Consider the following 13,083-nt stretch of genomic DNA (forward strand, 5'->3'; position numbering starts at 1 on the left):
CAAAAACCTATGACTGTTGAAATTGAACGGAAGTTTCTGGTTAAAGGGGATCACTGGCGATCGCTGGCTGCGGGCAAGTTGTATCGTCAGGGATATATTCCTACCCAAGATGGATTGACAACTGTGCGAGTTCGTGTAGTTGGAGATCGGGGTTATTTAACCATTAAAGGCAAGACTGAGGGCATTAGTCGTCAGGAATTCGAGTATGCAATTCCCCTAGAAGATGCGGCACTCATGTTAGAAAACCTCTGCGAAAAACCTTTAGTCGAAAAGATTCGTCATCGCATTTCTCTGGATAATTTTACTTGGGAAGTTGATGAATTTTTGGGAGACAATCAAGGCTTGATTATGGCTGAAATTGAGTTGGAACAAGAGGATCAAGTCATTACTATTCCTGATTGGATCGGCGAAGAAGTCACGGGAGATGAGCGATACTACAATAGCAATTTACAGAAATTTCCCTATAAAATCTGGTCATTGTAGTATTAATTTCCTACCAGTTTAACTCTGGGTAGATACGGCTTTTTCTGCTTCGTTTAGCTTATTCGTTACCCGTCGGAGAACGCCATTAATAAAACGATAACCTTCATCATCAGAATAACGTTTGGCTAATTCGATCGCCTCATTAATTGCTACTTTTTGAGGTATATCGAGATAGAGCATTTCTGCCACGGCAATTTGCAGGATATCCCGATCGATTCTTGGTAAACGATGTAGTTGCCAATCCACTAAAGCGCTGGTTAATTCCTGTTCGATTTCCGCACGACGACGATAGACTGTACCGATTAATTCTAGGGCATATTCCCGCACTTCGTACTGACTGGATAACTGGACAATTTCGGGAAAATCTATCACGGTTCCTAAACGATTAATGGCATTGTGGGTAAGAGAAATTGCCTCTTTTACCATAGTTTGAGCGCTTTTTAGATTTGTCGCCTTAGTATCACTAGCGAGAATCCTTTCATTACCACGACTAATTTCAGCAGCAGCGGTTTCTAAGGTTTCTTGAATTTCCAGGGTTAAGGTTCTAACTGCGACTAAAATTAAATCATTTAAAGTTTGCTGTTCTAGGTTTTCAGGATTGCCTTTAATCTGACTTAAACTCAAAAGGGCAAGTTCTCGAGCAATGCGGCGGGGTTGTTGACGGGGAGGCATAGAAATTTAGAAGGAGAGGAAAGAAAATTATACAACTTTATTGATCGCTATCCGGTTGGGTTAATTTTTCTCGGCGATCAATTCTTGACTAACTTCTATTCTAGCATAAAAGCTTCAAAAATATGAATTTTTAACTTTTAATTAGACAAAAGACAATATCTATCTTGAATCTCCCCTAATTTAGTCTCAGCTTCTTGAGCATTAATAGCTAATTGGGCAAACTCTAGAAAGCGTTTTAATTCCCTGCGTAATAAATTCCTTTCTACTTCCCAAGTTTCTCGATCTAAGGTCGGTGGCATAACGATCATATCAAATAAAGTGGCCTGTTTTTTATCGGGATGGGGGCGCAATATTCGCCCGCGACGCTGAATAAATTGGCGAGGATTACCGCTACTAGCCAGAATGACTGCGTTTTGAATTGATGGCAGATCTACTCCTTCATCTAAACATCTAATTGCCACTAATCCTTGCAGATAACCCTCTTCAAATTGTTGGCGAATTTTTTCTCGTTCTTCTAGGGAAGTTTCTGCGGTGTAGGTAGCAACTCGATAACCTAATTGATTGCCCAATAAATGAGTAACTGCCTCTACTTGACGACGATAATTAGCCGTATAATTTTCCACATAACCATCCCCACAATAAAATAAAGTATGATCCGTATCTAAACGCTCTTGCATCAGTTGTTGTAAAGCCTGTAATTTATTACTTGCTGAACCAATTAATCGCGATCTTTGCATTAACAGTGCTGTTAAATTTTCATTGCCATTTAAATTACTATTTTTCTGCAAAGTCCAGCCGATTCTTTGGGTTAATTTTGCGTACAATAAAGCCTCACCGTCGGTTAACTCAACCAAGACTGGATAATAAAAATAATTGACTAAAGCTCCTTTGTTAATAGCATCAGCTAAGGTAAATTCTGGTTGTAGAATTTGTCCAAAATATTCAAGAATAGCGTCAGTTCCTTCCTCATCAAAATATCTTTCAGGAGTGGCGGATAAAGCCAACCTTAGACCTAAAGAACGGGGTAATAATTCCTCTAATCGGGGGGAACCTAAATTATGTGCTTCATCACCAACGATTAAAGTTTTATCGGGAAAAAATTTTATTTGTGATTGAAAACCCTCGCTAATAAAAGTTGAGTTAGTAGTTAAAATAGTGACAAATTTTTGATTACCCGCTTGCACATTGTATAACTCTGTGGATAGTTGACTTTGCCATGTATGGACACTTTCGTAGGCTAAAATCGGTTTAAGATTAAATTTTTCCGCTTCTCGTTGCCATTGATTAACTAGGTGACGATAGGGACAAATTACTAATAATACTTGCAGTTCTATCGCTTGGTAAAGCTCCATGGCAATAGCTAAAGCAGTAATAGTTTTACCGCTGCCGGTGGCCATTTTTAAAGTTCCTCGTCCCCGATTACGAAACCAACTGATAATCGCTGTATTTTGGTAGTCTCTCAATTCCAAATCGGGAGGAATTCTAGGAATACCAGAGGGATTAACTCGATAGAATCCTCGCAATTCAGCAACTTGTCTGAGCTTGCGGGAATTAAGAAAATCTCTAGTTATTTTTTCCCAATCTATCCAGCAACTATTCATAGGACCTCTTGTAAAAATCAAAAATTGTTGTTAGGGTTAGGAGACTCCGAGACAGGAGAAGGGAGCGCGGCAGCAGCGAGAAACAATCCATAGCTTGGCAGTTCATCACACTATTACAAATAGTTTTGGTATAAGCTCAAAAATAGCAGAAAGCCAAAAATCTAAAGGCTAAAGGTTGCTACCTATACAATTGGGATGGACTAAAAAGACCATCCCACAGCTATCAAACCACTCTTAACTGTTATCCTAGAAACCTAGGCAAGGATTAGGATAATTTACATGGTTGCTACTTCTTCTTTTTGGGGAGTATTTTGCCGAAGTTTTTCTTGATCTTTGCGACGTTTTTTAGCATAAAGTTGGATTGTCACTGCCATTAATACCACTAAAGCTACAATTAACCAAGTGGTCAAATCGAGGGGTAATTGATTCTTAAATACTGCCAAAAGGACAATAACTACCAATAACAGGGTTGGTGCTTCATTTAAAGCCCGAAATTGCTGTCCCGTCCAATTACATTCCCCTTTTTCTAGCTTTTTCATGATGCGACCACAGTAGAAATGATAGAGCAGTAAAAGAGCCACAAAGGATAATTTAATATGTAACCATCCCGATTTTAAAATTTCCGGTTCTGTGGAGATTAAACCGATCGCCATGGCCACGGTGACAATCATCCCAGGTGTGGTGATGATATTGTAGAGTCGCTTCTCCATGATCTCGTATTGTGCTTTCAGAATAGCTTGTGCTGGTTCGGTTTGTGTTGCTGCCTCCGCATGATAGACAAACAAACGTACTAAATAAAATAGTCCCGCAAACCAAACAACTACCCCAATCAGGTGAAATGCTTTAAACCAATAGTAAGCCATAGTCTATATTGTGATGTGAGTCCCGAATTAATTAGTCTAAGAGTTATCCATGCTTTCCCAGACCATCCCTATACAAAAGTTTAGACGGAAAATGGGGATTGGGGAGCAGGGAGAAGGGAGAGGGGTGTAGGGTGTGGGGTGTGGGGAGCTTTTTCAGTAAACAATAAACTAAAAACTCACATCTGATAACTGATAACTGATAACTGATAACTGATAACTGATAACTGATAACTGATAACTGTCTCCTAACCCAATGTTGGACAAAGATAAGCAAAAACTATTGATTGACTCCAAAAACTTGAGAATATTTAAATTAACATTCCGCAATATTTATAAATTCTTAAAAATTAATTGAGAAAGATTTTTATTTAACAACGATGTTATGCTAGTTACAGCGATTTTACTGAATTTCATAATGGGTTGTCCTGTGCTTTTTTGGCCAGCAATGTCTGAAACCCTTGCCACATCTAGAAGGTGATCCTAATTAAGACAGGTAAATGAGTCAATTTCACCCACAACGATGATCTTTTTTTTGTGTAGTTTTATTGCAAAAAAAAAGTTTTTTTGACAAAAAGCACAAAGTATGAATTATGAATTATGAATTATGAATTATGAAGTGGGAAGAATAAATAAAAATAATCTCCTGACGACCGACTCCTTACTCGGAGAATACTGACGACCCATAGCTAATTATCTAAGAGCAAAGGTCGCAGAAAACCGCCATAATTCTCGTCATCCGTACCGATAAAGACTTCTATTTTACCTCTAGGAGATTCTCTGGTGGTCACCGCTTCCACTTTGGAGCCGTCGATTTCTGCGATTTTTAGGGGATTAGGGGCAATAATTAGACTATTATCGGCTGTAACTTGACCAATACGGTAAACAGCACTTCTAAACACTCCCGCATTATCTGGATCGTCAGCAGAAGCTATGTAGATATTACCTTGCTTATCTACGGCTAAATCGGAGATGGGGCGAATATTTTTACCGCTACCAAAAGGACTCCGAAAAGTTACCGACTGAAATTCCCCGAATTTTAAGGGATTGAACGAGATATCCGTCCAGCGAATTTTTGTACTCTCTTGACTATCGGCCCGTTCTGCGTAGATAAATAGATAACGATCGCCTTGGCGACTAACAGCGATCGCCTCTACATTTTCCACCGCAGTGGGCCAATTTATTTGCTCAACTATCTTGACTTTTTGCTGGTTATATGCTAGTAAAAATAGTCTTTGAAAAGGTTTTTTCTCGCCACTTTCAGCCAACAAAAATAAATTAGTTTCTGGGATATGAGTAATACTTTCGAGATCGTTACTCAATCCCTCTGGATTTGGCCAATCTACCCTTAAAACCTGCCATAATAGCGGTTTTTCCTGCGTAGGTAGCTGTAAAAGACTCAGTCTTGGTTGAGATGGCTCTCTGTTTTTGCCCTTATTTTTGGCATCGTGAACCCCTAGAAAAATATCCGCTTCTACCCAAGCTAAACCACTGAGATCCGGGAGATAAGTCTCCAGTCGTCTCGATTGTTGAGCAAAAGAGACTTGCACGGCCGAAAAAAAGAAAACTAGCCCTAAAATCCCTGAAAAAACAGTTTTTAATCGGCTATTCTTGCTAAAAAATGCTCTATTATCTAACACCTATTCCCTAACCCCCAATCAGCTAAGAAACCGCTTATTCTTAGATTAGCACACCCCCCCGACGTCGGGGGGGCAAGGGGGGGTGTTGCCTCTTGCCTCATCTCAACAGGCAATTTAAATTACGAACAGCTTATCACTGATTAACTCCTCCACCACCCGATTTAACCCGACGGAATGGGAAGCCTTGCATAAAATGCGATCGCCAGAAGCGATCACTTCCTTTAAACGATTAATTAAATCTGCGTGAGTTTGAAAACATTCGCAAGCGACCCCAGTAGCGGCCTCAGCAATAAACTTAGCTTCTGGGTCATCTACCAAGACAAACAAGCGATCTATGCCTAGTTTTTGCACCCTCTCACCCACTTGGCGATGTAATTGCTCCGAAAAAGACCCTAACTCCTTCATCGTGCCTAAAACAGCAATATGACGCTGACCGGGGGTAGCTTTCAGTAAATCCAAGGCCGCTAACATTGATTCTAGACCCGCGTTATAGGTTTCATCGAGGAGTAGGATATCTGGCTCTAATTGGTAACGTTTGGCCCGACCACCGGGTAAATTAACCTTAATTCCCTCTTGCAAAGAAGTCCAATCGATGCCTAAAATTTTCGCTACAGCCAAGGCCGCCATAAAATTTAAAGCATGATGACGACCAGATAAAGGTAAGTTAAAATCTAGTCCATTGACTCGTAAAGTAGTTAAATCGAGTAATTCTCCGACTATATCGCCGCCAGAGAAGCCATAGGTAATTGTTTCCCCCTGCCATACCCGTTTAGCCGTTTCAGTAAGTAAAGGGTGATCGTGGTTAAGAACAGCTATACTACTAGAAGGAGACTCGGCCAATAACTCGCATTTAGCCTCGGCGATCGCCGCTTCTGAGCCTAAACGACCGATGTGAGCGGTTCCCACATTAGTAATCACCGCGATCGTCGGTTGGGCGATTTGAGCGAGCAGGGCAATTTCTCCCGGTCCGCGCATTCCCATCTCGATTACGGCACTATCGTGAGTTTCATCCAGTTCCAGGAGAGTTTTCGGCACTCCGATCTCATTGTTATAATTAGCCAGGGTTTTGTGTACCTTTCCCCGGGAGGCTAGTAGGGAGGCGATTAATTCTTTAGTGGTGGTTTTCCCCACCGATCCCGTAATAGCAATCACGGGTATAGTAAATTGATTCCGCCACCAATGGGCTAATTGCTGATAGGTTTCTAGGGTATTCTGGACTAGGAATACGGGAATATTTTTAGAGGAATTTACCGAAACTGGCTGATCGACAATCAAGGTCGCCGCTCCTTTTTCGATAGCCATATCGATAAAATCATGACCATTAAAATTATCACCCTTTAATGCCAAAAATGCTTGTCCAGACTTAATACTACGACTATCGGTATTAATGCCAGATACTAAACTATCGGGACTAAAACTTATGTCACAATTATCTTGTAAGGACAATAATTGATCTAGTTGATTGAGGGATAAATGACAGGGCATAGACAATAAAAATACTTAGGAGTAAATTCCGAATGATCTAGAGCATGGATTTTGGTTTAACGGTAACTTAGATCACATCTAGTCGGGGTTTCTTTTTGTTAACTTAATTAGTAGGGGACGCTGCCGAAAATTTTATTAATCTGGGCATAGTCCGCAAGCTGGGCTAGGTAAGCCAAAGGGAATTTTCCCAAACTTGCCAAGCTAAAATCGATCGACTCAATCAGTATAATGACCCAAAAAGGGGCATCATCAGAAGGGACCATCTACTATCTAATCACAATTGACCCCTTTATGGTCCTAGCCCTAAAATCCATCCGCTTACTGATTTAGGAGGGCTAAATCAAATAACCATGGCTAGTCTAAACACTGAACAAAGACAAACAAGAGACGAAGAAGAGCTACTGTGCGATTATTGGCTCGACCGCGCCAGGACCGATTCCCCCGAGCAATTAATCGAGGATTTTCGCCGTCTGTTTATCGAAGGTGGGGGCCATCGAGAAGCTCCTATTTATTTAGCCCTAGAGCGTCTTGTCAAGGGCAAAGATGCCGAAATTCGTTTTGATCATTTCTTTAACCGCTGCTGTCATATTTTAGTGAATCGATGGCAAACCCAGCCCACCCATCAGCCGGCAATTCCCGAATTGCTATCGCTGCTGGAGAATTTGCCCTCCGCACGTCTGGGACATTACAGCAGCCCCAATACTTTGCGCCATCTGGTCAAAAATTTTACCCTCTCGGATGACTACGTTAAGCTGCAGCGTCTGGCGAGAATTATTAGCGGCAAATACAGCGAAAACACCGCCGCTTCCCTGGGAACCCTGATTAATCGTTATCCCGACCTCTATGATTACTATTTACTCGGTGATGACAGCCCCCGAGAACAGCGACAAACCGTTAGACGTATTAAAGTAAAAACCGAGGACCGTTTCGAGGTCAATCTCTCTCGTTATGTCACCTATCAGGTACGTTTGGCACAGGCGGCCCATAGCCCAAAAATCAGGGAAGAAGCGGTGAGAATCATTCAACCGGTAGAAAATCCCACCCTGCTCAATGATAAGGAACTAAATCGGGCCCTCAAGCATTATCTGGGGAAGGTAGCAGGAAATTATACTTATAAAGCTCTCTCGCAAAATTTTCTGGCGAATACAGTTTATACCCGCACCTATAAAGATTTTAAAAATGATCTCTACGATTATCTGATTACCTGCTTAGACTACGGTAAGGGGCAATTTAACCAAAAACTCGACGATATCCTGCAAAATACCCTACCCCATTGCGATCAACAAAAACCGAGTCAATTTCTGATGCTGCGTACTTCTAGCCAACTGTTAAATTATCTGGTGGTGGAAAGCGGCCAAAAACCCGATCATTACCTTTTTATGGATATGATCACCAATATGGGGGTAACTCGCACTGTGGGGTTATTGCTCAAGTTGGTTTTGATCTGTCCCCAGGCAAAACCCCACTTAGATAAACGTTTTTCGATTCTGTTTAACCACTACGAGAGTTATTCTTGCGATCGGGTGCCTTGGTTGGTTAAATCCCTAGAAAATCTGCAAGTAGCTTTTAGTATTCATTTCGGCCAAGTTGATTTGTCCTGTCTCCGTCAAATCCAGTGATCAGCTGTTCCCTATCTAGGGTCTGCTGAAAAAGTTTTTCGTGGGTGCAGGGTGTGGGGTGTGGGGGAGTGGGGAGAATAAATAAAATAATCTCCTATCTCCTGACTCCTATCTCCTGACTCCTGAATCCGTCAAATCGAAAAAAGTTAAGTAATCTCAACTTCTAGCCCATGGCACCCCAGAGCTAGGGGATAATTGAACCATCGTCATTTAGGCTGCGTTTATCCGTGAAAATTATCGTTATCGGCAGTGGTGGTCGAGAACACGCTCTAGCTTGGAAACTGCTGCAATCGCCTCAAGTAGAACAAGTGTTCTGTATTCCAGGTAATGGGGGAACGGCAATTTTGCCTCAATGTGAAAATATCCCCCTAGCAATGGAGGCTTTTGCCGAAATTAGCCGTTTTGCCCAGGAAAATAGCGTCGATTTGGTGGTTGTCGGGCCAGAATATCCCCTCTCCCTCGGCATTACCGATCATCTTCTCGCCCAAGAAATTGCCGTTTTTGGCCCCACGCAAACTGGGGCCCTAATTGAATCGAGCAAATCCTGGGCCAAAGAATTAATGAGCGAAGCCGGAGTGATCACCGCCGCCTCGGAAACCTTTACCGATGCAGAATTAGCAAAAACTTATATCCGAGAGCAAGGAGCGCCCATCGTGGTGAAAGCCGACGGATTAGCCGCAGGAAAAGGAGTAATTGTCGCCGAAACCGTAGATATGGCCCTAGAAGCGATCGATGATCTTTTTACCAGTGGCTTTACTAAAGTCGTGGTGGAAGAATTCCTAGAGGGGGAAGAAGTGTCCATCCTCACCCTCACCGATGGGATCAGCTTTCGTTCCCTGCTACCCGCCCAAGATCATAAGCGCATCGGTGAAGGCGATACCGGCAAAAATACCGGCGGTATGGGAGTTTATGCCCCCGCACCCATAGCCACCGCCGCCATTATCGAAGCGGTGGACCGAGACATCCTTGCTCCCATCGTCGCTACCCTGCAAAAACGCGGCATTGACTATCGGGGAGTCCTCTATGCGGGTTTAATGATTTCCCCCGCCGGAGAGCCAAAAGTTCTCGAATTTAACTGTCGTTTTGGCGATCCCGAAACCCAAGCGGTTTTACCCCTACTGGAAACTCCCCTGGCACCGCTGCTGCTGGCTTGCGCTCAACAAAAGTTAACTGACTTCCCCTCTTTACAATGGCGCTCCGGTAGTGCCGTTTGTGTGGTGGCTGCGTCTGCCGGTTATCCCGACCACTACGAAAAAGGCCAGTTAATCACGGGAATTAAGGCCGCTGAAACCGCAGGAGCGCTCGTTTTCCACGCCGGCACGGTTTTAAAACACGGCGATATCTTCACCGATGGCGGCCGGGTTTTGGGTGTCACGGCTATGGGGTCTAATTTTAATCAGGCGATCGAACTTGTCTATCAATCGGTGAAAAGGATACACTTTCAGGGCATTTATTATCGTCGTGATATCGGCCACCGGGTACGAGAAAAATAAGGGTCAGTATTTAGGCCGGGGTAAGGAGGAATAGTTAGGGGTTTTGAGCATTAATTGATCAGCTAATTTCCCTTTTTTTCCGCATCTCCCACCGCTAATCCTCACCTCTTTCTAGGGTAATCCCTGACAAAGGCGAATCCGATTTGTCAAAAAACCAGTAACTATTGATAAAATCATGAAACTGAATCGCCCAACCAAATTGCCATCCCTATGCGAATTTTGCTCTATTCTTATAACTATTATCCCGAACCGATCGGCATTGCTCCCCTAATGACAGAATTGGCGGAGGGATTGGTTAAAAGAGGTCATCAAGTCAGGGTTTTAACCGCTTTTCCTTGGTATCCTAATAGTGAAATCGATCCCGAATACCGAGGAAAAATCTATCTAGAAGAAGAACGAAATGGTGTTAAAATTCAACGTTCCTACGTCTGGGCCCGTCCCCAAAGAAGTTTAAAAAATCGAATTTTCTTTGAATTGAGCTTTGTTTTTTTGAGTTTCTTTCAGGCTCTCAAAGGCGAAAAACCCGATCTAATTTTCTTAACTGTCCCCGGATTACCCGTTTGCGTTCCCGCCGCTTTATTGAGTAAATTATACGGGGTACCGATCATTCTAAATTTGCAGGATATTCTGCCTGATGCGGCAGTTCATGTGGGATTATTAACTAATCAGAAAATGATTAAAGTTTTTAGTCGTCTCGAAAAATTTGCCTACAAAACTGCCAGCAAAATCTCAGTTATTGCCGATGGTTTTACCAAAAATCTCCTCACTAAAAATGTGCCGAGTCAGAAAATTATTGAAATTCCTAATTGGGTGGATGTCAGCTTTATTAAACCTTTGCCGAAAAACCATAATTATTTCCGCCAAGAAAATCATCTTGAGGGCAAGTTTATTGTTTTATATTCTGGCAATATTGCCCTAACTCAACCCTTAGAAACCCTGATCGATGCCGCAGTTCAATTAGTTAATATTCCTGAGATTAAAGTGGTAATTGTTGGTAAAAAAGAAGCCCTCGATCGCCTAGAAAAGTATCGCCAACAACAGGGGGCCAGTAATGTGCTTTTATTACCCTTTCAACCCCGGGAAAAATTACCAGAAATGTTAGCCGCTGCTGATGTGGGTATGGTGATGCAAAAACATAACGTTATTTCCTTTAATATGCCGTCCAAAATTCAGGTATTATTAGCTAGTGGTCGTGCTATTATTGCTTCTGTTCCCGCCGATGGAACTGCTGCTAGGGCGATCGAGCGTAGTGGTGGTGGTTTGGTGGTTAATCCTGAAGATCCGGAGGCATTAGCTACAGCTATTTTAAAGCTATACAAAAACCCAGATTTAGCAACTATACTAGGAGAAAAGGGACGACAATACGCGGAGGAAAATTATGCCTTTGAAAAGACTTTGGATCAATACGAAAAGCTTTTTTCTCAAGTAGTTAGTTAATAATTAGGGAATAGGGGAATGGGGAAATGGGGAAATTCAACTAAAACCCTAGAACCCCAAAACCCCAAAACCCTAAAACCCTAAAACCCCACCATCTAATCCCTAACTCCCAATTCCCTATTTTCATGTTCGATAATTTTTCAAAAAAACTCCCCTGGCAAAGTCTCAAACAAGTGATCGCTTTTGTCTTAACAATTATTGCTTTAACTCCAGTGGTTACAGCTTTAATTTCTAGTGTTAATCAGCCTCAAATCCAATCGAATATTCAACTGTATCAAACCAATCTCAATCTACAAGCTACGACTCTAAGCAGCGATGCTGATCCTAATAGCGAGGAATTTGCTAATCTTAAACTAATTCAAACTTCCCTGATCGGTGAAGAGCCTTATATCACTGCCGAGGAACAGTATTTATCAGCCCAGAAAAGTACCAAAAAAACAATCACCGAACTAAAAAAATCAGCAGTTAATCCCGAACAAAAAAAATCCCTTGAGCGGGAAATCAATTCCCTAAAGGATTTAGAGCTAAAATTAAGTCTCATTCAAGCTAGTCAAGGTGACTTGGATGCGGCAAGGCAAATCTGGCAAAACATCAAGGAAAAATCAGAATTTGAGAACTATAAACCTGCTGTTTTAAAAAATGCGCTGCTGTTAGAGGGATTGTACAGTGAACCCCCCCAAATTGCCCCCGATGCTGAAGCGAGAATCGAGCGCAATTTTCAAGGATGGTTTCGTTATACCATTCTGGAAAAATTATATAGTCTCGAAAATCGTCAAGAGGATTTACTCGCTTTAGAGGAAGAACAGAGTGAAGTGGCGGCTAATGCCTTAATTAAACTAATTTTACTGGCTGTGTTGCCTCTTATCGGCGGTTTAATCGGTTTTCTGCTGTTGGTCTTTTTATTAGTGCAGTGGCTGCTCCGCAAACGGCAATCGCTGCTCTTTTTAGATGATAGTCTCGCTTGGCAAACTAAGTGGGGAGGAGAAACCCTCTGGTGGGGAATAATTATTGGTTTCTTTTTCGTCGGACAAATTGTTTTACCGGTAATTTTCGGGATTTTATCGAGTTTCTTGAGTCTCAATCCCGAAAAATTTAACCTAGAAGCTAAAGCAATATACGTTGTAGTTAGTTATTTAGCCTTAACAGTGAGCAGTTTATCGGTTTTATATCTAGCAATCAAGCCTTTTCGCCCTTTACCTCCCGATTGGTTTCGTTTTAACCTCTTTAGTCCTTGGCTTCTCTGGGGGTTAGCTGGCTATTTCGTCGCTTTACCCCTGGTTATTATCGTTTCTTTGCTCAATCAACTAATTTGGCAAGGACAAGGGGGTAGTAATCCGCTGCTGACTTTAGCCCTAGAATCACAGAATACCTTCGCTTTGCTCTGTTTTGGCTTTACTGCTTCCCTTGCCGCTCCTTTTTTCGAGGAAATCGTCTTTCGCGGCTTTTTACTAGCTTCTTTGACTCGTTATCTACCCGTCTGGGGTGCAATTGCGCTTAGTAGTTTGATTTTCGCCCTTGCTCACCAAAATTTGTCAGAAGTGCTGCCTTTAACTGTCCTAGGTTGTGTTCTTGGCTTTGTTTACACCCGCTCGAAAAATTTATTATCCTCGATGTTGGTTCATAGTCTCTGGAATGGTGGCACCCTGTTAAGTTTATTTTTATTGGGCAGCGGTGCGGGTTAGGTGAGGTCAAAAGTCTCTGGTTTTCGGGGTAGTCTAGAGATGATGACAAATACCGCCGTACTTCATTTCTATGAGAAACACTGTAATTTATAATTAGGGTTTGCTGAATAA

General features: G+C 42.2%; 10 protein-coding genes. 5 read left to right on the forward strand and 5 right to left on the reverse strand.

The window, feature by feature from the left end:
* The first annotated feature begins 9 nt into the window (after positions 1 to 9).
* A complete protein-coding gene (locus tag MICAI_RS11750) occupies positions 10 to 483 on the forward strand; it encodes a CYTH domain-containing protein (protein WP_008202019.1) in 474 nt (157 codons plus the stop codon).
* A gap of 18 nt (positions 484 to 501) precedes the next feature.
* On the opposite strand, the gene nusB is transcribed toward MICAI_RS11750, so the two are convergent.
* The 5 genes from nusB to murF form a co-directional block, all read right to left on the reverse strand.
* A complete protein-coding gene (nusB, locus tag MICAI_RS11755) occupies positions 502 to 1,155 on the reverse strand; it encodes a transcription antitermination factor NusB (protein ID WP_002789075.1) in 654 nt (217 codons plus the stop codon).
* A 137-nt stretch (positions 1,156 to 1,292) separates the two neighbouring features.
* Positions 1,293 to 2,756 carry a DNA phosphorothioation system restriction enzyme gene (locus tag MICAI_RS11760; protein ID WP_008202022.1) on the reverse strand — a complete coding sequence of 488 codons (1,464 nt, stop codon included), beginning with the start codon at positions 2,754 to 2,756 and terminating at the stop codon, positions 1,293 to 1,295.
* A 275-nt stretch (positions 2,757 to 3,031) separates the two neighbouring features.
* A complete protein-coding gene (gene hemJ, locus MICAI_RS11765) occupies positions 3,032 to 3,619 on the reverse strand; it encodes a protoporphyrinogen oxidase HemJ (protein WP_008202023.1) in 588 nt (195 codons plus the stop codon).
* A gap of 686 nt (positions 3,620 to 4,305) precedes the next feature.
* Positions 4,306 to 5,256: a hypothetical protein gene (locus MICAI_RS11770; RefSeq protein ID WP_008202024.1), complete on the reverse strand. Its 951-nt coding sequence runs from the start codon at positions 5,254 to 5,256 to the stop codon at positions 4,306 to 4,308.
* Positions 5,257 to 5,370: 114 nt separating this feature from the next.
* Entirely contained in the window at positions 5,371 to 6,741 is a 1,371-nt protein-coding gene (murF, locus tag MICAI_RS11775) for a UDP-N-acetylmuramoyl-tripeptide--D-alanyl-D-alanine ligase (protein WP_008202026.1), read from the reverse strand.
* A 350-nt stretch (positions 6,742 to 7,091) separates the two neighbouring features.
* Here murF and MICAI_RS11780 point away from each other — a divergent pair, with 350 nt between their 5' ends.
* The 4 genes from MICAI_RS11780 to MICAI_RS11795 all read left to right on the forward strand — a co-directional run bounded on the left by MICAI_RS11780 (position 7,092) and on the right by MICAI_RS11795 (position 12,972).
* Complete coding sequence (locus tag MICAI_RS11780; protein WP_008202028.1) at positions 7,092 to 8,360, forward strand: hypothetical protein; 1,269 nt, start codon at positions 7,092 to 7,094, stop codon at positions 8,358 to 8,360.
* 227 nt (positions 8,361 to 8,587) lie between these two features.
* Positions 8,588 to 9,853, forward strand: a complete 1,266-nt coding sequence (gene purD / locus MICAI_RS11785; protein ID WP_008202030.1) for a phosphoribosylamine--glycine ligase — start codon at positions 8,588 to 8,590, stop codon at positions 9,851 to 9,853.
* 210 nt (positions 9,854 to 10,063) lie between these two features.
* The gene (locus MICAI_RS11790) at positions 10,064 to 11,290 is read left to right on the forward strand and encodes a glycosyltransferase family 4 protein (protein WP_008202032.1); all 1,227 of its coding nucleotides are present in this window, start codon (positions 10,064 to 10,066) and stop codon (positions 11,288 to 11,290) included.
* Positions 11,291 to 11,415: 125 nt separating this feature from the next.
* On the forward strand, positions 11,416 to 12,972 hold the full coding sequence (locus tag MICAI_RS11795; protein WP_008202035.1) for a type II CAAX endopeptidase family protein: 1,557 nt from the start codon (positions 11,416 to 11,418) through the stop codon (positions 12,970 to 12,972).
* The last annotated feature ends 111 nt before the right edge of the window (positions 12,973 to 13,083 follow it).

The sequence above is a fragment of the Microcystis sp. T1-4 genome (assembly GCF_000297435.1).
Classification (GTDB): Bacteria; Cyanobacteriota; Cyanobacteriia; order Cyanobacteriales; family Microcystaceae; genus Microcystis.